Here is a 16567-nt window from a genome sequence, read left to right on the forward strand (position 1 = left end):
GCCCATCATCCTTCCAGAGGCCGCCCGGCGGCCCTCGCCCCGGCGTATGACTCACTCCCGGCTCCGCCACATGGCGATCGCCACGAACACGTACGGCGCGGCCGCCAGGGCGAACAGCGGCCCGGCACCGAGCCGGGAGGAGCCCAGCCCATAGCCGGCGAAGGTCAGGACCGCCACGATCTCGGTGCCGAAGCCCGCCACCGATGTCAGGGTCGCCCGCGCGCCGTCGGAGACGCGTTCCTGCAGCCTCAGGTCGGCGGCGACGATCGCCCACTGGAAGGCGCCGAACGCCACCGCGACCGCCACCAGTCCCACCGGCCGGCCGGACCCGGAGCCCACCGCCAGGAGCGCCGCCGCCACGGCCAGGACCGGTCCCGCCCGCACGGTGCCCCGGCCGCCCAGCCAGCCTCCGGCCGTGATGCCGGCCGTGACGATGAGCACCAGCAGCGGCACGTTCGCCGCCCCGGCGCCGTTCGCCTTCGCCAGCAGCGGGATGTACTCCTCCAGCGCGTCCACTCCGGACACCAGCGCGACGACGAGCATGCCGCGCCGGATCCCGGGGGCTCCGCGCAGTTCGGCGAGGCCCGAGCGGAGCACCGCGCCGTACCGCTCCTCCCGTTCCCCGTCGCCACGCGACTCGGGGAAGGAGCGTCCCACGGGCACGCCCAGCAGGGCGACGGCCACGCTCGCGAGGCCGACGGCCCGGTATCCGCCCGCGTGCAGCACCGGAGACGCCAGGGCCGTCGCCGCCATGACGGCGGTCGTGGCGATCGCACGGGACCGGCCCATGAGCCGCCCGTAGGCGTCGGAGCGGCCGAGGCGGGTGAGCTCGTCGTAGACCAGCGCCTGCAGGGCCCCGGAGCGTACGGCTCCACCGGCGCCCCACAGCACGAAGCCGAGCGCGAAGAACGGGTAGGACGGCAGGAACGTCCAGAGCGCGTAGCCGGCGGCGGTCAGGCCGGGAGCCAGGGTCAGCAGCAGGCGCCGGGAGTAGGCGTCCGCCCAGATCCCGGATGGGATGTCGATCAGGAAGGAGCTGACCGACCACAGGATGAACAGGGACGAGATCTCCGCCCCGGACAGCCCGGCGTCGGCGAACAGCACCGCGTACACCGGGTAGAAGAGGACGAAGTCCTCGAAGAACGCGTAGGCGTACAGCCTGCGCGCGAGCGAGGATTCAGGTGAAGATCAATGTCGCCGTGTCATGACCGCAGCCTACGGGGCCGGTCCGGAGAACGCACCACGAATATGACGGTTTTCTGACGTCACCTCACAATCCATGGGCGTACGGCCCGGCGAGTGCTCGAATAGAGGACGTGAGCAGCGAAGGATCACCGGTCGGGCGTCGTGTCGTCCTCGGCATGGTCGGTCTCGGTGCCCTCGGCGTCGTGACGGGCGCCCAGGTGCAGCGGGGCGTGAACCGCGCGCTCGGGCCGGTCGGCTCGGGGATCTCCGGCATCGTGCCGGCCGCCGGCGGGTTCCGGTTCTACACCGTGACCGGCTCGGTGAAGCGGATCGCGCCCGCCGACTACCACCTCAAGGTTCGCGGCCTGGTCGAGCGTCCGCGCTCCTACAGCTTCGCGGATCTCCAGCACGCGCTTCCACAGACGCGGATGACCGACACGTTCCACTGCGTCACGGGCTGGAGCGTGCCGAACGTCGCGTGGGAGGGCGTCGCGCTGCCGGACCTGCTCGACGCCGTCGGGGTACGGCCCGGCGCGAAGGGCGTGCGGTTCACCTCCTTCGACGGCGCGTACACCGAGAGCCTCACGATGGAGCAGGCGCGCCGCCGCGACGTGATCGTCGCCACCGGCATGCTGGGCGGCCCGGTCAGTCACGACCACGGCGGTCCGGTGCGGATGTACGTCGCGCCGATGTACGGCTACAAGTCGACCAAGTGGCTGAGCGGCATCGAGGTGGTGGGCGACGTGCGTCCGGGCTACTGGGAGGAACGGGGCTACGACGTGGACGGCTGGGTGGGCCGCTCGAACGGGTACAGCTCATGACCGAGCGCAGCGAGGGAATCAGCGGACACGGCCCTGTGGTCACCCCCGCCGACGCAGGAGGACGCGTGACCGAACGGAGCGAGGGAGCCGGGAGCACGGTTCCTCCGGCGAAGGGGCGCATGCCCCGGTTCGAACGCCCGGTGCGCTGGATCCACCACACGACGGCCGTGCTGATGCTGGCCTGCCTCGTGACCGCCGCGGTGCTGTACATCCCCGCGTTCGCCGAGACGGTCGGGCACCGGCACCTGGTCCGCACGATCCACGTCTACGCGGGGTTCGCGCTGCCGGTGCCGGCGCTGCTGGGCTGGGCGTCCCGCTCGTTCCGCGACGACCTGCGCCGGCTGAACCGCTTCTCCCCCGGCGACTGGGCGTGGCTGCGGGGACGCGACCGCCGCGCCACCGCCGGCGGGCGCGGCATCCATCCGGTCGGCAAGTACAACGCGGGCCAGAAGCTGAACGCGGCGTTCGCGGGCGGGGCGATCCTGGTGATGCTCGGCACCGGAACGATCATGACGTTCCCGCACCCGTGGCCCGACTCCTTCCGCGGCGGCGCGACGTTCGTCCACGACTGGCTGTTCTTCGCGATCCTCGTCGTCGTGATCGGTCATCTCTGGTACGCGCTGCGGGATCGCGGCGCGCTCGGCGGCATGTTCCTGGGGCACGTTCCGGAGGACTGGGCGGCGCGTCACCACCCGGCGTGGCTGGACGAGCGGAAGGGACGGGATCGTGTCGCCGGGAAGTCTTGACACCCCTGACGCCAGAGTCGAGATTCGGAGCCGACGCGCACGTCCCCGGATCTTCTGTGGCGGGAGGGTGTCCGCATGTCATCGACGCAGCTCATCTCACGACTGGACGTCTCACCGGCGATCGTGAGGCGGCTCTGCCGCGACTTCGCCGGGCTCTCACGGGAGACCGTCGAACGCTGTGTCGCGGACGTCGGCCTGCGCGGCCGGCATCTGGGTGTGGCCCTCACTCCGGAGATCGTCGAGCTCCTCGCCCGCGAGCACCTCGTGAGCATGGTCAAGTCCGAACCACCCTCCGCACGACGAGCCGAACCTTCTTCGGGCGAGTAGGGTAAGTGGCCGGACACCGGACCACTCCTCCCTCAGGCGCCGCTCCCGGCCGCGCCATGGGACGTATTGCGAAAAGGTAGCTAGGTGAGCGACCTGCGCGAGCCGCTGGATGCGCGAGCACCGCTGGGAGGGCTCATGAGCGAACCGACCGGCGTCCGCCCGCCGTCACGTGGTGAGGTTGCATGACACGGCGCCGCGCACAACCTCCGGAGGCCGTTTTTCAGGAGATGCTCCGCGCCGCACGTGAGCTGCTGGCCGTACGCAGCCCCCTCGACGCCGAGCTCATCGTGAGCGAGATGCTCGGCGCCTGGTGGGGCAAGCGGCTGGCGTACGACGACGTCGAGGAGCTCGTCGGCGAGGCGCTGGTCGACCACGCCGCGAAGGCCGGCACGCCCGCGGCGCTGGCGCTGCTCACCGGCATCGCCTACCTGGGCACGCCGCGGCAGGCGGCCAAGGCCGAGCGCGCCGCGCTCCCGCTCATGGAGGCAGGGGTCGCGCGGCCGGGCTGGGCCGGGCGCGTCGGCATGGTCGTGCCCGACGACTGCTACGTCTCCCGCGACATCTACGGCGACCAGGACTCCATCGTCTGCACCTACACCTACGGCGGTGAGGAGCACCACGCCCTGGTGGTCGTCATCGACCACAACGAGCGCGGCATGGTGGTCGACGCGTGGGTGTCCTCACAGGTGGAGAAGCTGCTCGGCTACTGCCGCAAGGAGGCCGAGGACAGCCCTCTGATGATCTTCGAGCCGCTCCCGGCCAGCCGCGCCCGCGCGATGCTGGAGAAGGCGCTCGCGATCACCGACGACACCGACGAACCGCCGGTCAAGGACACCTTCGGCTCCTACCACGCGTTCGTGCGCGCCCGCATCCGCGCGCTGCCGCCCGGCGGGCGGCGGCCCGCCCCGCCGGTGCACAGCCGCGACCGGCGCGCGACCATGGCGGCGCAGTTCCTCGCCTCCGACGAGGCCGAGGGGTTGTCGGACCGCTCGGCCGCGAGCCGCTGCGTCGACCGGATCATCGACTACGGCTGCGATCACGACTTCGGCCGTCCGCTACGGGTCAGCCCGATCAAGTGCGAGACGTTCTTGCTCCACTACCTTCCGCGCAAGGTCATGCTGTCCCCGGGCGAACAGGACGCCATGCCGCATGTGCTGGCCGCATGGGTGCGCTGGGCGAGCCGGCGCACCCGCCTCCACGAGGAGGGCGTCCGCCAGACCCTCGACAAGGTCTGGGACATCACCGGCAAGTTCGCCGAGGCCTACCGCGACCCGACGACGTTCGGGCTCGACCGCGAGCTCGTCGAGCGGCTGCTGCCCGACGGCGACCTGGAGGCGCTCGCCCGCCGGGCGTTCGCCTTCCCCTTCCTGACCGCGGGCAACGCCGAGATCGACCTCACCCGGCTCGACCCGGCCGACGACCACGACCGCTACCAGCTGCTGGAGTTCGAGCATCCCGACCCGGACCGGGCGCACATCGAGGCGCACCTGCGCCTGGCGCGGCGGCTGTGGGACGGCGACCCGCCCCAGCTGTGGACGATCGCCGAATACCTGCTCGACAAGGGCCACGACCGCCACGACATCCTTCACCGCCTCATGCTCATCGTCGACGAGGTCGGCGACGACCCGCGTGCGCTGCGGTCCGCCCTGCGGAGCCTGCGCGACGAGGTCTGATCCGCGCGCGGCACTCCTCGCCCGCCGGCAGGCCGTCACGGGGGATCCCCGATTCGGCGCGAATCGTGGTAGAGACGTGACGTGCCCGTTCATCCCCCGTTCGGGCGTCCGGCTCGTGCTGAAGGGACCCGTATGGCCGACAGCCTCTACCGTCCGCTCGGTGACGGTCGCTTCCAGGCGACCGAGCTGACCCAGGGGCCGTGGGATCCGCGGCACCAGCACGGCAGCCCACCGGCGGCGCTGCTCACGCGCGAACTGGAGCGCACCGACCCGCAGCCCGACCTGACCGTCTCCCAGCTCGCGATCGACATCCTCGGGCCGATCCCGGTCGGTGAGGTCGCCGTGCACACCGAGGTCGTACGGCCCGGGCGGCGGGTGCAGTCCGTCGCCGCGGAGATGGTCGCCGACGGCCGCCCGGTCGCGTACGCACGCGCCTGGCGTCTGCGGCGCGCCGACACCGAGGTGATCGCCTCCGAGACCGCGGCGGCGCGCTTCCCCCTGCCGGAGACCGCCCTGACCGAGTCGCCGCTGCCCGACTTCGGGTACTTCCACGCGCTCGAATGGCGGTTCGCCGAGGGCGGCGTCCTGCTCAACGGCCCCGCCGTGCTGTGGACCCGGCTCGCGGTTCCGGTGCTGCCGGACGAGGAGCCCACGCCTCTGCAGCGGGTCGCCGGGGTCGCCGACACCGCCAGCGGCATCAGCTCCGAGCTGAGCTTCGCGGCGTACACGTTCTCCAACGTCGACTTCACCCTGCACCTGCTGCGGCCCCAGGCCGGCGAGTGGACCTGCCTCGACGCCGCCACGACGATCGGCCCGGCCGGGAGCGGCCTGTGCCGGACGCGGCTCTACGACGAGCGGGGCGACTTCGGCAGCGTGGCACAGACGCTCTTCGTCGACCGGCGCGACTGACCGTCCGGCGCGGAACGCGGCGGAGGGCCGGGTCGGTCCTCCATAGAGTCACCACCGCCCGCCTCCCGGGCGATTCGGCGCCCGGGGGCGGGCTGTCCGCGCTTGGAGCGGGCATGACTGTTGCATGACCGCTCTCGAGCAACCCGGCATCCTCACCCCCTCCCAGGCGCGCGAGGTCTTCCGCACCGGCGAGGTGCCCGCGACCACGAGCGGCTGGTGCCGGGGGCACGTCCAGGCGAACCTGCTCGCCGTGCCGCGTGACCTGGCCTTCGACGCGCTGCTGTTCGCCCTGCGCAACCCCGGGCCGTGCCCGCTCCTGGAGGTCACCGATCCCGGTGATCCCCACGTCCGCGAGATCGCCACCGCGGACCTGCGCACCGACCTGCCTGCGTACCGGGTGTACGAGCGCGGGCGGCTCGTCGCCGAGGTCGCGGACGCCACCGAGTACTGGCGCGACGACCTGGTCGCGCTGCTGATCGGCTGTAGCTTCACGTTCGAGACGGCGCTCGCCACGGCGGGCGTGCCCCTGCGCCACGTCGAGCAGGGCCGCAACGTGCCGATGTACGTCACGTCCCGGCGGTGCCGGCCGGCCGGGCGCCTGGCCGGGCCGCTCGTCGTCTCGATGCGGCCGGTGCCCGCCGGCCTCGTCGCCACGGCCACCGAGGTCACCGCGGGTCATCCCCTGGCGCATGGCGCGCCCGTGCACGCGGGCGACCCCGCGGAGCTGGGCATCGCGTCGCTCGACCGGCCCGACTTCGGCGAGGCCGTGGAGTTCGCGGACGGCGACGTCCCGATGTTCTGGGCCTGCGGCGTGACCCCGCAGGCCGTCGTGATGGCTTCGGAGGTCCCCTTCGTGATCACGCATTCGCCCGGCAGGATGCTCATCACGGACCGTTCGGATGAGAACCTGGCGCAATGATCGACTTGAACGCGGATCTGGGTGAGGGGTTCGGGCCGTGGCGGCTCGGCGACGACCTCGCCCTGCTGTCCATCGTCACGAGCGCGAACGTCGCCTGCGGCTTTCACGCGGGCGACCCCCTGATCATGCGGCGCACGTGTGCCGCGGCGGTGGAGCGGGGCGTGGCGATCGGCGCACAGGTGTCCTACCGCGACCTGGCGGGGTTCGGCCGCCGGGAGATGGACGTCGCGCCGGAGGAGCTGACCGCCGAGGTGCTCTACCAGATCGCCGCGCTCGACGGCATCGCGCGTGCGGAGGGCGGACGGGTCCGGTACGTCAAGCCGCACGGCGCGCTGTACAACCGCCTCGTGCGCGACCGTGCGCAGGCGGAGGCCGTGGCCGCGGCGGTCCTCGCGTACGACCCGTCGCTGCCGCTGCTGACGCTTCCCGGTTCGGCGCTGCACCGGGTGGAGGGCGTCACGGTGGTCGACGAGTGCTTCGCCGACCGCGCCTACAACCCCGACGGCACCCTGGTGTCCCGGCGCGAGCCCGGCGCGGTGATCGAGGACGAGAGCCGGGTCGCGGCCCGCGCCGTACGGATGGCCGTCGACGGCACGGTCGAGGCGATCGACGGCTCGGAGGTACGGGTGGACGCGCGGTCCATGTGCGTGCACGGTGACACGCCGGGCGCGGTCGGGCTGGCCAGGGCCGTCCGGACGACGATGGAGCGCGCCGGCGTTCAGCTGGAGCCGTTCGCGTGAGGGTGCTCCGGGCGGGCGACGCCGCCCTGCTGATCGAGACCGAGGCGCCGCACCGGCTGCACGCCGCCGTCCGCGCGCTCGGCCGGACCGAGATCGTCGACGTCGTCCCGGGCGCCGGCACCGTCCTGGTGACGACCGCGCCGGGCACCGACCTGGGGCCGCTCGGCAAGCTCCTGGGCGGGCTGCCGCTGCCGGAGACGAGTACGGCGGGCGGCGAGCTGCGCGTACCGGTCGTCTACGACGGCGCGGACCTGGAGGAGGTCGCCTCTCTCACCGGCCTGACCCGCGCGCAGGTGATCGAGCGGCACGCGGCGGCCGAGTACGTCGTGGCGTACCTGGGTTTCTCCCCCGGGTTCGGCTACCTGACCGGGCTGGACGAGAGGCTGCACGTGCCGCGCCGCGACTCCCCGCGCACCGCGGTCCCGGCCGGGTCGGTCGCGATCGCCGGACCGTACGGCGCGATCTATCCCTCCTCCTCGCCCGGCGGGTGGCGGCTGCTCGGCCGTACGACGCTGCGGCTGTGGGACCCCGACCGCGAGCCGCCGTCGCTGCTCCAGCCCGGCACCCGGGTCCGCTTCGAGGCGGGCGCCGCCGACGCCGCGGAGCCCCGCCCATGATCGAGGTCGTGCGGTCCGGGCCGCTGGCCACCGTCCAGGATCTGGGCCGCCCGGGGTACGCGCACCTGGGCGTGCCGCACTCGGGCGCGGCGGACCGGCCCGGCCTGCGCCTGGCCAACCGCCTGGTCGGCAACGGCGAGGGGGCGGCCGGGCTGGAGCTGACCTTCGGGGGCGCCGCGCTGCGGTTCGACGCCGGGGCGTGGGTGGCGGTCACCGGCGCGCCGCTGCCCGTACGGCCGGGGACGATGAACGCGCCGTTCCACGTCCCGGCCGGCACGGTCGTGGAGTTCGGCACGCCGTCCTCGGGGGTGCGCACGTACGTCGCGGTCCGCGGCGGCGTCGAGGCGGAGCCGGTGCTCGGCAGCCGCTCCACCGACGTGCTGTCGGGGCTCGGCCCGCCGCCGCTGTCCGCCGGTGACCGGCTGGCCCTCGGCCGCGCGACGGGCCCGATCGTCGTGGACGTCGCGCCCGTGGCCGAGCCGGACGAAGAGCCGGTGCTGCGGATCGTCCCCGGGCCGCGCGACGACTGGTTCGAGACGCTCGCGCCGCTGACCCGCGCGGCTTACGAGGTGACGGCGCAGAGCAACCGCGTCGGCGTGCGGCTGGCGGGGCCCGCGCTGGCCAGGCGCCGGGAGGGCGAGCTGCCGAGCGAGGGCATGGTCACCGGCTCCCTGCAGGTGCCGCCGAACGGACTGCCGATCATCTTCCTCGCCGACCATCCGACGACCGGAGGTTACCCCGTGGCGGCCGTGCTGGCCGCGGACGACGTCCCGCGCGCGGCCCAGCTGCGGCCCGGCCAGCGCGTGCGGTTCCGGCTCACCAGGGGGTGACCGGCGCGGTCACCAGGAGGCACCGTCCGTGCGCCGCTCCTGCTGCGGCAGCTCGACGACGGCGACGTCGTTGGCGATGCGCAGCCCGGCGGCGGACTCGCGGGCGACCGCCTCGATCAGCGCCCTCCGCCGCGCGGTGGCCACCTGACCCCGCAGGACGATCACATCGTCACGGACGACGACGTCGATGCCGAACTCGACCGTACGGGCGTCGGAGGCGAGCCGGTCCCTGATGCGGACCGCGAGAGGATGCGAAGCGTTGTCGGTGGCCATGCGCGCTCCTTCCCGTGGCTCGTCGTCTCCCGCACGATGGCACAACCGGGCCGGTTCCGCGGCCGGGTCCGAGAAAGGCAGTGCAACTTTCACGCGGGACCGACCTCGCCGTCTGTTCCCGGGCGGCGGCCCGGCAAACACGTCCGCCCCCGCGGCCGAGGACCGCGCCCCTCGCCCGCGTTTCCCGCGCGTTAATTCCTCGCCGCGCGAATAGTAATAATTACCCAATTGTTACGGCAATCAGGGCACCCATCGTCGCTGCTCAGCGGCCTGATGATGTTTGAGCACCGTCCGGCGGTGCGACATGGGGTTGAGGCGGCGCACGGCGGATCGCACCCGGCATGAGTGACCGCAGAATATCCGATTTTGCCCAATCTGTGGTGAGTTTGGCGACATTGTCGTTGTGGCAAGGCTCTAACCCATAGGCCACCGCGTAAAGGAGCACATTTGAGAATCGACATGGTCTCCGAGCACGCCAGCCCGCTCGCGACGCCCGGCGGCGTCGACGCCGGCGGGCAGAACGTCCACGTGGGCGCCCTCGCCGCCGCGCTGGCGCGGCGCGGTCACGAGGTCACGGTGCACACCCGGCGCGACGACGTCGCGCTGCCGGACTCGGTCGGCTACACGCCCGGCGTCACCGTGGAACACGTCCGGGCCGGACCCGCGCGGCCGGTCGCCCGGGACGAGCTCCTGCCGTACATGGCCGAGTTCGCCGAGCGGCTGGCGGGGCGATGGGCCACGGACCGGCCGGACGTCGTGCACGCGCACTTTTGGATGAGCGGGCTCGCGGCGCTGGGCGGAGGACGGGACCTGGAGCTCCCGGTGGTGCAGACGTTCCACGCGCTCGGCAGGGTCAAGCGCCGCTACCAGCGGGACGCCGACACCAGCCCGCCCCAGCGGCTCCGCGTCGAGGCCCAGGTGGGCCGGGACGCCGCGGCGGTGATCGCCACGTGCGCCGACGAGGTGCGGGAGCTGGAGTCGTACGGCGTCCCGCCCGGCGCGGTCCACCTGGTGCCGTGCGGGGTCGACGTCGGCCACTTCCGTCCCGACGGGCCGGTCGCGCCGCGCGGGGACCGGCCACGCCTGCTCACGGCCGGCCGCCTCGTGCCCCGCAAGGGGGTGGACACCGTCATCGAGGCGCTGTGCCACGTGCCGGACGCGGAGCTGGTCGTGGCCGGCGGTCCCCGCCACGCCGACCTCGGACGCGACCCCGAGGCGCTGCGCCTGCGGCGCCTGGCGCTGGCGCGGGGCGTCGCCGACCGGGTTCTGTTCACCGGCGCGGTCCGGCACGAGGACATGCCGGCGCTGATCCGCTCCGCCGACGTCGTCGTGTCCGTGCCCTGGTACGAACCGTTCGGGATCACGGCGATCGAGGCCATGGCGTGCGGCGTGCCGGTGGTCGTCTCCTCCGTCGGCGGTCACCTGGACACGGTCGTCGACGGGGTGACCGGCCTGTACGTTCCGCCGCTGGTGCCGAGCGCGCTGGCCGGGCGGCTGCGGCGGCTGCTGACCGATCCCCGCCTGGGCCCGTCGCTCGCCGCCGCGGCCGCCGTACGGGCGCGTGAGCGGTACTCCTGGAGCCGGATCGCCGCCGAGACGGAGGCGGTCTACAACCGCGTGATCGACGGCCGGGCGGACGCCATGGTCACGACCGGCGACGTACGGTCATGACCGAGCGGAGCGAGGGAATCAAAAAACACGCCCCTGTGGTCACACCCTCCGACCAAGGAGGACCCATGACCGAGCGGAGCGAGGGAATCAAAAAACACGCCCCTGTGGTCACACCCTCCGACCAAGGAGGACCCATGACCGAGCTCACGAGGACCGGCGCGAGGCGTTCCCGGCCTCGTGCCGGTCCGTACGCCGTGCGGGCCGGTGCGTCCGGTGCGCCGGGTACAGCCATCCGCGGAACGCCCGGCTCAGCCCCGGCATGAACGCGTACGTGAGCGTGGGCACGACGACGAGGGGGAACAGCACGGCGCGGAGCGGCAGCGGCCAGCTCTGCGTCCACGGCGCGATGAGCCCCTGGAAGAAGAGGCTGAGCGGATAGACCGCCAGGAGGGTGACCAGCACCATCTTCGTGCGTGCCGGCGGAGGCACCGCGTCGCCCGGGAGGCTGAACCAGGTCTCGAGGCCCGTGGTGTGGTGGCGGTGCTCCTTGGCGATGCCGCCGAGGCGCTCCAGCCACTCGTCGCGCTCGTCCGAGCTCAGCCACGTGTCCAGGTGCTCCTCGTCGATGAAGTTCAGAACCGTGTAGTAGCGGTGCCGCGACCCCTCGGCGCGCAGCCAGGTCGCCCCGCGATGGCCGGGGAAGCCCGCCGCGGTGTCGTTGACGCCGTGCGCCCACGTCTCGAACTCCGCCTCGCGGCCCGGGGTGACGTCCCAGGTGAACACGACGGTGGCAGGCCGGACATCCTGGTCGGAACCGTTCATCCGGCTGGACCTCACCGCTTTTGCGGTGTCGAAACAGCGCGCAGGTCAGTGCACGTTGATGAGCGCCACGCCGACGACGATGCCGGCGGCGGCGAACCGCGGCAGGCCCATCCGCTCGCGGAAGAAGACCGCACCGATGACGGCGACCCCGGCGAGCTGGAAGCCGGTGAGCGTTTCCACCTCAACTGACGGGCGCCCGGCCGGGTAGAGGTTCAGCTCTCATCTGAATCGTCTCTGAATCGTCTGTGGATCGTCGAGCCCCAGGGCGGATGATGGGGCCATGGCGTTGTCCACGGCGTTCACGGAGTTGTTCGGGGTGCGGCATCCGATCGCGCTGGCCCCGATGGGCGGGTCGGCCAGCGGTGCGCTGGCGGCGGTCTCGCGCGGCGGCGGGCTCGGGCTGCTCGGCGCGGGGAGGGGGGCTCGGGCCTGGCTGGAACGCGAACTGCCGATCGTCGCCGAGGGCACGGACGCACCGTGGGGCGTGGGGTTCCAGACCTGGGCCGTCGACGCCGGGGCGATCGAGCTCGCGCTGGAGCACGGCCCGCGGGCGGTGATGCTGTCCTTCGGCGACCCGAGCCCGTTCACGGAACTCATCCGGCGGTCGGGAGCCGTGCTGGTCCTCCAGGTCACCGACCTGGAGGAGGCCCGGCAGGCCGTGGACCTGGGCGCCGACGTCATCGTGGCCCAGGGCACCGAGAGCGGTGGGCACGGAGCCCGGCGCGGGCGGTCGACGCTGCCGTTCGTGCCCGTCGTGGTGGATCTGGCGGCGCCGGTTCCGGTGCTGGCGGCCGGCGGGATCGCCGACGGCCGCGGCGTGGCGGCGGCGCTGGCTCTGGGTGCGGCCGGGGCGCTCATCGGCACCCGCTTCCAGGCCACCGCCGAGGCACTGGCCGATCCCTCGATCACCAAGGCGATCGTCGAGAGCGGCGGGGAGGACACCGAGCGCAGCAGCGTGCTGGACATCGTCCGCGGCTCCCGGTGGCCCTCGAAGTACACCGCCCGGACCCTCGGCCATCCCCACCTCGACCGCTGGCGCGGCCGGGAGGACGAACTCGCCGCCGACGCCTCCGCGCGGCAGGAGTACGACGACGACGTGGCACGTGGCGCCGTCCCTCCGCTGCCGGTCTGGGCGAGCGAGGCCGTCGACCTCATCACCGACCTGCCCTCCGCGGCCGACCTCGTGACCACCCTGGCCACCCAGGCCGAACACGCACTGGACCGGGCCGGAAGGCGGTGATCGCTACCCGGTCGCGCCCCGGCGCACCAGGCCCAGCAGGCGGCGGGTCCGGGAGTCTCCCGTGCCGGTCAGGGCGATGCCGTTGGCCAGCGCCAGCAGGTCGGCCGCGTCCACCCCGGGGTGAACCGCCCCCGACCTCCGCGCCCGGTCCAGCAGGGCCTCGGCGACCGCGCGCATCGACTCGTGCCAGCCGTCGAACAGCTCCGAGCGCCGGCCGGCGCGGTCGTCGGTGAGGGCCAGCGCCAGCTCCCGCTTGGTCGCGACGTGCGCCACGAACGCCTCCAGCCAGGTGAACAGCGCGTCGCCCGGCGGCTCCGCCGCGAGCAGGGCCTCGCCCTGGGCGCACAGCTCCGTCACCTCGTCGGAGTAGACGGCGATGAGGAGTTCCTGACGCGTCGGGAAGTGGCGGTACATCGTGGCGTTGCCGACCCCGGCCCGGCGCGCGACGTCGTCCAGGGGCGCGCCGGCACCCCGTTCGGCGAAGACCTCCTTGGCGGCGGCCAGCAGCAGGTCGTGGTTGCGCCGGGCGTCGGCCCGGCGCGGCCGGCCCTGTGGCTTGGCAGGCTCACGCGGCGGCATTGCCCTCCCTTGCTAACCGGGGTACTCCCCGGTTAATTTACCGTGAGCTTCGAAACGGGGAGTTCCCCGCTTATTCGCGACGAGGAGAACGACGATGACGGATGTCACCCCGGGACCGGGCGAGGTCCACCGGCGCGTGGTCGCTATGTACGGCGAGGTGCTCGCCGGACGGCTCGACGAGGCGCTCGCGCTGATCGACCCGGACGTGATCGACCACCGCGGCGGGTCCTCCGGCGACCACCACGGCATCGGCGCCTGGCGGCGCAAGTGGGAGAGCTTCGGCGAGGGCGGCCCGTTCCATGACGTCTCGGTGACGATCGAGCAGAACGTCGTGGCCGGCGACACCTCGGTCAACCGCTACACCACCCGCGGCACGCACACGGCCTCCGGACGGCGCTATGAGGTCCTCGGCATGGACATGGTCCGCGTACGGAACGGCCGCATCGTCGAACACTGGGCCCTGCGCGACTCCGACGCGATCCGCCACCAGCTCGGCCAGGACACCTGACCCCGCATGAGCGAGCGGAGCGAGAACATCGTGAGCGCGTTCGACTCTCTCGTGGGGCTCTCCGTCGGCGACGCGTTCGGGGCCCAGTTCTTCGCCACGGAGAACCGGCCGCTGCTGCGCGAGGAGACCGCGCTGCCGGCACCGCCCTGGCCCTGGACCGACGACACCGAGATGGCCTGCAACCTCCTCGACGTCCTACGGCGCCACGGGCAGGTGGAGCGCGACGCGCTCGCGGCGGCGTTCGCCGAGCGCTACGACCCCTACCGCGGTTACGGGCCCGGCACCGTGGTCCTCCTGCGCGCGCTGCGCGATGGGGAGCCCTGGCGGTCCGCCACGACCGCGCAGTTCGGCGGGCGCGGATCGATGGGCAACGGCGCGGCGATGCGCGTCGCGCCGCTCGGCGCGTACTACCCCGGCGACCTGGAGCGCGCCGCGCTGGAGGCCACCGCCTCCGCCGTCGTCACGCACGCGCACCCCGAGGGGGTCGCCGGTGCCGTCGCGGTCGCCGTCGCCGCCTCCCGCGCCGCGAGCGGCGATACCTCCGGGCTGGTCGACGCCGTCCTCGCCCACACGCCGCCGGGCCGGGTCCACGACGGTGTGCGCCGGGCCGCCGGCCTGCTGGACCGCACGCGTGAGGAGGCCGCGTACGAGCTCGGCAACGGTGCCCGCGTGCTCGCGCAGGACACCGTGCCCTTCTGCGTCTGGGTCGCCGCGCGCCACCTCGGCGACTATGAGCGGGCCGTACGCGACTGCGTCGCCGTCGGCGGCGACATCGACACGACCGCCGCCATCACGGGCGGCATCGTGGCCGCCCACGTCGGGGCGGAGGGCGTGCCACGCGCCTGGCGCGACGCCCGTGAGCCGCTGCCCGGCTGGCTCTCCCCCGCCACCGGCGAGCCGCGAGGAGTGGATCGAGACGGGTGACGAGGCGGGTTACGAGGCGGGTTACGAGGCGGCGGTCTCCTGCGGACGCGTCTCCAGCCACGGCGCGGCCCGCTCGCGGTCGAGCAGGTCGGGCTGTCGCAGCTCGCCGAGCATGAGGTGGACGAGCGGCGCGGCGTCCTGGGTCCAGGCGTAGCACCGGCGTGCCGAGTCGCAGTGGGCCGCCGCGCGGCTCTGCGCCACCGCGACGATCTCCGGCGCGTCGGCGCGGACCTGTTCGACATCGGCGGCCGCGTCCGCCAGCGGGACGCCCGCCCGCTCGGCGACGGCCCCGATGTCGGACAGCTGGTCGTGCAGCCAGTCCCACGGCGTGGACTTGATCACGTCGGCCCAGTTGCGCTCGCACGGCTCCGCGCCGTCGAAGCGGGGGTGGAAGTGCGCGGCCTCGAACGCCCCCGGCGTGCCGTCGATACGGTCGAACAGGTCGGCACGCCAGACCGGCCGGTCGATGACGATCCGCTGCGCCGCCGACTCGCTGCCGCGAAGCGGCTGCGGCTCACGCAGCCGCAGCTCCAGCCGTACGCCGTGTTCGAGATGGCTGTCCTTGAGGCTCACCTCGAACCAGTGCCGGACCAGGATCGCTGTGTCGTTGTACACGAAGGCGTGCAGCACCTCACCACTCCTTGGTCGTCGTCCGGGCCCGGCCCGGCCAGGCACCGGATCGCGGGAACCGGTAGAGCGTTCTCTACCCGCGCCGACCGCACGGTAGTCGGACGAACGCCTCTTCCACCGGAACAAGTCCCCTTTCACCCCAGGAGCGCCCTCAGCGCCGCATGACGGGACATCTCAGCATTCACCACCGCCGCGGGCACGTCCTCCCACAGCGTCACCCCGCCGTCGCCCCAGACCCCCGCCACGCGGCCGCCGTGCAGCACGACCGGGGAGATCCAGCCGCCCGCGCGGCTCACCTCGGTGCGCCGCCCCGGCGGCACGATCTCGGTCGCCGTCGTGCCGCTGCCGAGGACGTAGGCGTCGAACGCGCCCAGCAGGCGCACGGTCTCGCCCGGCTCGATGGCGAGCAGCTCCTCGGCGTGCGCGGCGAGCATGACGCGGCGCTCGCCCGCCACGTCGACCTCGGTCAGCTCGCCCTCCAGCGCGGCGAACCAGCTTCGTACCACGGGCCTGCGCGTGGCGCCCCGGCTGAGCCAGACCTTGTCGAACAGCTCGGGCGTGGCCGGGCCGTACGCGCCGAGGAAGGCGCGCAGGACCGTGGTGGCCGGGTCGGCGACTTGGGCAGCCACCGCGCCGAGGTGAACGTCACGCGGTTGCCCTTCGGTGGGCCGAAGCAGAGGACGCCCCACCAGGCGAGCGGTTTGAGCAGCGTGCCCCAGCCGGAACCGAGCAGCTCGGCCAGGTGCGCGGAGCCGGTGCGCCCGACGATCTCGGCGGTCAGCTCCTAGAGTTGCGCCGCCGGCGGCAGGCCGAGTCCCCGATGGTGCCTCCGGACGCCTCGTTCGACGAATCGGTCGCCGCGCACCTGAACGCGGTCCTCGACCGTCCCGACTGGGCCCGGCTGGTGGTCTGGCAGGCGCTGGGCGACTGCCCGTTCACCGACTCCGAGGAGGGTGAGCGCTTCACGGCGGCCCAGCGGTCGATGACGGCGAGGGTGCTGGAGGGCATCCGCCGCCGGCAGCGGGCCGGTGAGGTCACCGGTGGGATCGATCCCGCCTTCGCGCTCCTGGTCGCGTACGCCGTGGTCTTCTCGCCGATAACGATGCCGCAGTTCGTCCGGGACATCTTCGGCGAGGACCCGCTGGCGCCCTCGGTCCGGCAGCGGCTCCACGAGCAACTGGTCAAGCTCCTCGGCACCGCCGAGGACTAGGAG

The 16567-nt window shown here is 73.2% G+C and carries 21 protein-coding genes; 14 read left to right on the forward strand and 7 right to left on the reverse strand.

The genetic code is table 11. The features are described 5' to 3' along the window. Positions 1-51: 51 nt before the first annotated feature. Positions 52-1158: an MFS transporter gene (locus tag ABEA10_RS28705; RefSeq protein ID WP_345469508.1), complete on the reverse strand. Its 1107-nt coding sequence runs from the start codon at positions 1156-1158 to the stop codon at positions 52-54. Positions 1159-1316: 158 nt separating this feature from the next. Here ABEA10_RS28705 and ABEA10_RS28710 point away from each other — a divergent pair, with 158 nt between their 5' ends. From ABEA10_RS28710 to ABEA10_RS28750, 9 genes are all read left to right on the forward strand, one after another. After that, a complete protein-coding gene (locus ABEA10_RS28710; RefSeq protein WP_345469138.1) occupies positions 1317-2006 on the forward strand; it encodes a molybdopterin-dependent oxidoreductase in 690 nt (229 codons plus the stop codon). 65 nt (positions 2007-2071) lie between these two features. Further along, positions 2072-2752 carry a cytochrome b/b6 domain-containing protein gene (locus tag ABEA10_RS28715; protein WP_345469139.1) on the forward strand — a complete coding sequence of 227 codons (681 nt, stop codon included), beginning with the start codon at positions 2072-2074 and terminating at the stop codon, positions 2750-2752. 75 nt (positions 2753-2827) lie between these two features. Next, a complete protein-coding gene (locus tag ABEA10_RS28720; protein ID WP_345469140.1) occupies positions 2828-3079 on the forward strand; it encodes a hypothetical protein in 252 nt (83 codons plus the stop codon). Between the two features lie 182 nt (positions 3080-3261). Next, positions 3262-4752, forward strand: a complete 1491-nt coding sequence (locus ABEA10_RS28725) for a hypothetical protein (RefSeq protein ID WP_345469143.1) — start codon at positions 3262-3264, stop codon at positions 4750-4752. Positions 4753-4884: 132 nt separating this feature from the next. Then, positions 4885-5661 carry a thioesterase family protein gene (locus ABEA10_RS28730; RefSeq protein WP_329240733.1) on the forward strand — a complete coding sequence of 259 codons (777 nt, stop codon included), beginning with the start codon at positions 4885-4887 and terminating at the stop codon, positions 5659-5661. Positions 5662-5785: 124 nt separating this feature from the next. Further along, on the forward strand, positions 5786-6580 hold the full coding sequence (locus ABEA10_RS28735; RefSeq protein WP_345469146.1) for a putative hydro-lyase: 795 nt from the start codon (positions 5786-5788) through the stop codon (positions 6578-6580). After that, a complete protein-coding gene (locus ABEA10_RS28740; RefSeq protein WP_345469148.1) occupies positions 6577-7320 on the forward strand; it encodes a LamB/YcsF family protein in 744 nt (247 codons plus the stop codon). Before ABEA10_RS28735 ends, ABEA10_RS28740 begins: the two co-directional genes overlap by 4 nt. Continuing rightward, complete coding sequence (pxpB, locus tag ABEA10_RS28745; protein WP_345469150.1) at positions 7317-7937, forward strand: 5-oxoprolinase subunit PxpB; 621 nt, start codon at positions 7317-7319, stop codon at positions 7935-7937. Before ABEA10_RS28740 ends, pxpB begins: the two co-directional genes overlap by 4 nt. Continuing rightward, positions 7934-8767, forward strand: coding sequence for a 5-oxoprolinase subunit C family protein (locus ABEA10_RS28750; protein WP_345469152.1), 834 nt, complete (start codon positions 7934-7936; stop codon positions 8765-8767). The genes pxpB and ABEA10_RS28750 overlap by 4 nt, the downstream gene beginning before the upstream one ends. Before the next feature lie 9 nt (positions 8768-8776). On the opposite strand, the gene ABEA10_RS28755 is transcribed toward ABEA10_RS28750, so the two are convergent. Beyond that, positions 8777-9040, reverse strand: coding sequence for a BON domain-containing protein (locus ABEA10_RS28755; RefSeq protein ID WP_345469154.1), 264 nt, complete (start codon positions 9038-9040; stop codon positions 8777-8779). A 447-nt stretch (positions 9041-9487) separates the two neighbouring features. Between ABEA10_RS28755 and ABEA10_RS28760 the strand changes: the two genes are divergently transcribed. Next, positions 9488-10711, forward strand: a complete 1224-nt coding sequence (locus ABEA10_RS28760; RefSeq protein ID WP_345469155.1) for a glycosyltransferase — start codon at positions 9488-9490, stop codon at positions 10709-10711. Between the two features lie 144 nt (positions 10712-10855). On the opposite strand, the gene ABEA10_RS28765 is transcribed toward ABEA10_RS28760, so the two are convergent. After that, positions 10856-11473, reverse strand: coding sequence for an antibiotic biosynthesis monooxygenase (locus ABEA10_RS28765; protein WP_345469156.1), 618 nt, complete (start codon positions 11471-11473; stop codon positions 10856-10858). Between the two features lie 45 nt (positions 11474-11518). Next, positions 11519-11653, reverse strand: a complete 135-nt coding sequence (locus ABEA10_RS28770) for a hypothetical protein (RefSeq protein ID WP_345469157.1) — start codon at positions 11651-11653, stop codon at positions 11519-11521. A gap of 100 nt (positions 11654-11753) precedes the next feature. Here ABEA10_RS28770 and ABEA10_RS28775 point away from each other — a divergent pair, with 100 nt between their 5' ends. Continuing rightward, complete coding sequence (locus ABEA10_RS28775; RefSeq protein ID WP_345469158.1) at positions 11754-12713, forward strand: NAD(P)H-dependent flavin oxidoreductase; 960 nt, start codon at positions 11754-11756, stop codon at positions 12711-12713. 3 nt (positions 12714-12716) lie between these two features. On the opposite strand, the gene ABEA10_RS28780 is transcribed toward ABEA10_RS28775, so the two are convergent. Continuing rightward, on the reverse strand, positions 12717-13292 hold the full coding sequence (locus tag ABEA10_RS28780) for a TetR/AcrR family transcriptional regulator (RefSeq protein ID WP_345469160.1): 576 nt from the start codon (positions 13290-13292) through the stop codon (positions 12717-12719). 94 nt (positions 13293-13386) lie between these two features. On the opposite strand from ABEA10_RS28780, the gene ABEA10_RS28785 reads away from it, so the two are divergent. After that, the gene (locus ABEA10_RS28785) at positions 13387-13800 is read left to right on the forward strand and encodes an ester cyclase (protein WP_345469162.1); all 414 of its coding nucleotides are present in this window, start codon (positions 13387-13389) and stop codon (positions 13798-13800) included. Between the two features lie 6 nt (positions 13801-13806). Continuing rightward, complete coding sequence (locus ABEA10_RS28790; RefSeq protein ID WP_345469164.1) at positions 13807-14724, forward strand: ADP-ribosylglycohydrolase family protein; 918 nt, start codon at positions 13807-13809, stop codon at positions 14722-14724. Between the two features lie 21 nt (positions 14725-14745). Here ABEA10_RS28790 and ABEA10_RS28795 read toward each other — a convergent pair whose 3' ends face one another. Together ABEA10_RS28795 and ABEA10_RS28800 are read right to left on the reverse strand one after the other, a co-directional pair. Beyond that, positions 14746-15354, reverse strand: a complete 609-nt coding sequence (locus tag ABEA10_RS28795; protein WP_345469166.1) for a hypothetical protein — start codon at positions 15352-15354, stop codon at positions 14746-14748. A gap of 134 nt (positions 15355-15488) precedes the next feature. Then, positions 15489-16205, reverse strand: coding sequence for a DNA glycosylase AlkZ-like family protein (locus tag ABEA10_RS28800; protein WP_425550977.1), 717 nt, complete (start codon positions 16203-16205; stop codon positions 15489-15491). Between ABEA10_RS28800 and ABEA10_RS28805 the strand changes: the two genes are divergently transcribed. Continuing rightward, on the forward strand, positions 16097-16564 hold the full coding sequence (locus ABEA10_RS28805; RefSeq protein WP_345469171.1) for a hypothetical protein: 468 nt from the start codon (positions 16097-16099) through the stop codon (positions 16562-16564). The genes ABEA10_RS28800 and ABEA10_RS28805 overlap by 109 nt on opposite strands. Positions 16565-16567 lie beyond the last annotated feature (3 nt).

The sequence above is a fragment of the Actinoallomurus oryzae genome (assembly GCF_039541955.1).
GTDB classification, from domain to species: domain Bacteria; phylum Actinomycetota; class Actinomycetes; order Streptosporangiales; family Streptosporangiaceae; genus Actinoallomurus; species Actinoallomurus oryzae.

What these genes read in the sequence shown, in the direction of transcription:
- ABEA10_RS28720 (WP_345469140.1), top strand. Translation starts at nt 2,828, where the DNA reads ATGTCATCGACGCAGCTCATCTCACGACTGGACGTCTCACCGGCGATC.
- ABEA10_RS28725 (WP_345469143.1), top strand. Translation starts at nt 3,262, where the DNA reads ATGACACGGCGCCGCGCACAACCTCCGGAGGCCGTTTTTCAGGAGATG.
- ABEA10_RS28730 (WP_329240733.1), top strand. Translation starts at nt 4,885, where the DNA reads ATGGCCGACAGCCTCTACCGTCCGCTCGGTGACGGTCGCTTCCAGGCG.
- ABEA10_RS28735 (WP_345469146.1), top strand. Translation starts at nt 5,786, where the DNA reads ATGACCGCTCTCGAGCAACCCGGCATCCTCACCCCCTCCCAGGCGCGC.
- ABEA10_RS28740 (WP_345469148.1), top strand. Translation starts at nt 6,577, where the DNA reads ATGATCGACTTGAACGCGGATCTGGGTGAGGGGTTCGGGCCGTGGCGG.
- ABEA10_RS28750 (WP_345469152.1), top strand. Translation starts at nt 7,934, where the DNA reads ATGATCGAGGTCGTGCGGTCCGGGCCGCTGGCCACCGTCCAGGATCTG.
- ABEA10_RS28755 (WP_345469154.1), bottom strand. Translation starts at nt 9,040, where the DNA reads ATGGCCACCGACAACGCTTCGCATCCTCTCGCGGTCCGCATCAGGGAC.
- ABEA10_RS28765 (WP_345469156.1), bottom strand. Translation starts at nt 11,473, where the DNA reads ATGAACGGTTCCGACCAGGATGTCCGGCCTGCCACCGTCGTGTTCACC.
- ABEA10_RS28775 (WP_345469158.1), top strand. Translation starts at nt 11,754, where the DNA reads ATGGCGTTGTCCACGGCGTTCACGGAGTTGTTCGGGGTGCGGCATCCG.
- ABEA10_RS28780 (WP_345469160.1), bottom strand. Translation starts at nt 13,292, where the DNA reads ATGCCGCCGCGTGAGCCTGCCAAGCCACAGGGCCGGCCGCGCCGGGCC.
- ABEA10_RS28785 (WP_345469162.1), top strand. Translation starts at nt 13,387, where the DNA reads ATGACGGATGTCACCCCGGGACCGGGCGAGGTCCACCGGCGCGTGGTC.
- ABEA10_RS28790 (WP_345469164.1), top strand. Translation starts at nt 13,807, where the DNA reads ATGAGCGAGCGGAGCGAGAACATCGTGAGCGCGTTCGACTCTCTCGTG.